The sequence below is a fragment of the Ferruginibacter sp. HRS2-29 genome (assembly GCF_024343615.1).
GTDB lineage: Bacteria > Bacteroidota > Bacteroidia > Chitinophagales > Chitinophagaceae > Ferruginibacter.
Window position 1 is genome coordinate 1 of sequence record NZ_RJUB01000055.1, and the last position, 2,833, is coordinate 2,833.

1 protein-coding gene is annotated in these 2,833 nt (G+C 49.9%); it reads left to right on the forward strand.

The genetic code is table 11. The annotated features are described in order from the left end of the window. Positions 1-2,833: SprB repeat-containing protein (locus EGI32_RS10805; protein ID WP_255155400.1), on the forward strand; the 2,833-nt coding region annotated here is incomplete at both ends.

The window sequence follows — 2,833 nt, forward strand, 5'->3', positions numbered from 1 at the left end:
TCCGCGTGATACGGTGTTAGGATGTGGTATTAACTGCTTCGATCTGAGTGTTACCATCCCCGATCTCAGAGGTGTTGGCGACAATTACATCGTAGGAAATGTTAGCCAACAAGAGAAATGTTATCCGTTGGTACCCCCGGGAGGCCCGGGGCCGTCTTCAAATATAATTGATGATGACAGATATTCTCCAGTTATACCCTTACCCTTTCCATTCAGGTTTTATGGTATCACTTATAATTCTTTACTCATTGGCGCCAATGGAAATGTAACATTTGATATTAGTCTTGCCGGAGCGAATGCTCATTACGACGATTTAGGTGATCTGCCTAATACACAATATGATCCCGCAATGATCATGGGGCCATATCATGATCTGGACATCAGGACGGCTTCAACAGGAAAGCAGATCAAATATGAAACATTTGGTAGTGCTCCCAACAGGAAGTTTATCGTTTCATTTTATAGGATTGCCTTGTTCGATTGTGATGCGCTTAATCGTAACACCAGCCAGATCATACTTCACGAATCTACCGGTGTTATTGAAACAACAATAATAGACCAGGAGATCTGTACAGGATGGATAAATGGTAAGGCAATGGTTGGCCTTCAGGATATGACCCGTACTAAAGGTATTACAGCACCTAACAGAAAAATGTCTGATCCTGCGTGGGGCAGCGTTGGTATGAACGAAACCTGGAGGTTTACTCCTGTAGGCGGGCCGCACCTTTATCAAAGCATGCAATTGCTGGATGGAAGTGGCACCGTGGTAGCTACAGGCGATACTAGCCGTATCAATGCCAATAACCTCGGGTGGACATTTACCAATGTTTGCCCTCCAAATAACGGTCCTTCGATCTATGTGGTAAAAACGACTTACCAGAAACTGGATGACCCTGCACAAACTTATTTCAGTCTTGATACTATCCGCGTTACACGCAATGCATTTCCTGTAAGCGCTACAGCCACCAATACTACCTGCGGTGCAAGTGTGGGAACCATCACTGCAAGCCAGACCGGCGGTACTGCTCCTTACACTTATTCCTTAAATGCAGGCCCAGGCCAGGCTAGCAATGTATTTCCAAATATGGGAGCGGGCACTTACACGGTAACAGTTGTAGATGCCACCGGCTGCCGTAATACCGCTACGGTAACGGTAGGAACTACCAGCAGCCTTACCGGTACAGTCACTTCGCAGAATGTTAGTTGCCCGGGCAACAGCGATGGTACCATCACCGTAACGCCTACCAGCGGCACTGCTCCATATTCTTATTCCGCCAATGGCGGCCCTTCCCAGGCCAGCAATATTTTCACCGGCCTGCCTCCGGGATTGTATACGATCGTATTCACCGATGCGGCTGGTTGCCAGGGTTCCGTCACCCGGACGTTGACCCAGGGAACCGGTATCACCGGAAGCTCTACTTCTACAGGAACAAGCTGCGCAGGGAATACCAATGGCACCATTACAGCTACAGGTGCCAATGGCGTAGCACCTTATACTTATTCGCTGGATGGCGGACCGTTTCAGCCAACGGGTGTTTTCACCGGCGTAGCCTCAGGTGCACATGTGATCACCATCCGTGATTCAAGAGGTTGCAGCGTGTCTATCAACCGCACGGTGGCTTCGGGAGTTGGGCTTTCAGGAACCGCTGTAGTAACCTTTGCGTCCTGTGCGACAGCCAGCAATGGTACGTTCACCGTTACGCCAACAAGCGGTACTGCTCCATATACATATTCTATCGATGGCGGGCCTTATCAGGCAAGCAATGTATTCACCGGCCTGCCTCCGGGTTCTCATACGGTCACTTTCCGTGATGCCACCAACTGCTCTGGTACGATCACCCGTACGGTAGGTGCCGGATCGGGTATCACCGGAACTGCTACATTTACTCCTACTTCCTGCCCGAATATCAACGACGCAACGGTCACCGTAACCCCTACCAATGGAACCGGGCCATATACTTTTGCGATGGATGGCGGCCCGGCACAGGCTACCGGCCTGTTCACCGGTGTTACGGCAGCAGCACATACTTTTGTAATCAGGGATGCCAATAACTGCGTGGGTAATGTGGCGGTAAACGTATTGCAGGGGCCGGCCCTCACCGCAACGGCTACCACCACCGCTACCTCCTGCCCTACCAGGAACGATGGTACCATTACAGTTACCCCTACCGGAACGGGACCATATACTTATACGCTCAACCCGGGTAACGTGATACAGACCAGCAATGTATTTACCAATCTTGGCCCGGGCACTTATACCATCAGCTTTATTGCGGGATCGGGGTGCGGTGGCAACGTTACGGTAAATCCGGTTGTAGCTGCGGGTCCTTCCCTGAGCTCAACTGTTACTACTGTACACCAGCCGGTTTGCGCCAACATCAATGATGGTTCAATCACCATCGTACCGGGTGGCACAGGTCCTTACAGTTTCACGCTTACACCTGGCGGTACTCAAACCAGCCCTACATATACCAATCTTGCCCCTGGCCCTTATACCTATACTTTCACTTCTGCCAATGGCTGTACAGGTTCGGGCTCCTTTACATTGAATTCCAATCCTCCATTAAGATCACCTTCGGTGAAAGTGATGCCATCCTGCAACGGAAACAACAATGGCAGCATCACTTTCAACATTAGTGGTGGTGTGGCCCCGTATCAATATGCACTGGCTCCTTATGCAACCTATCAGACCAGCAATGTATTCAACGGGCTGATTGCCGGAACCTATAATTTCCGCATAAAAGATAATGTAGGTTGTACAAAAGATACCAGCATCGTTCTCGCAGAGCCAACAGTATTGACAGCATCGGCTACCAACACCAAAGTAGCTACT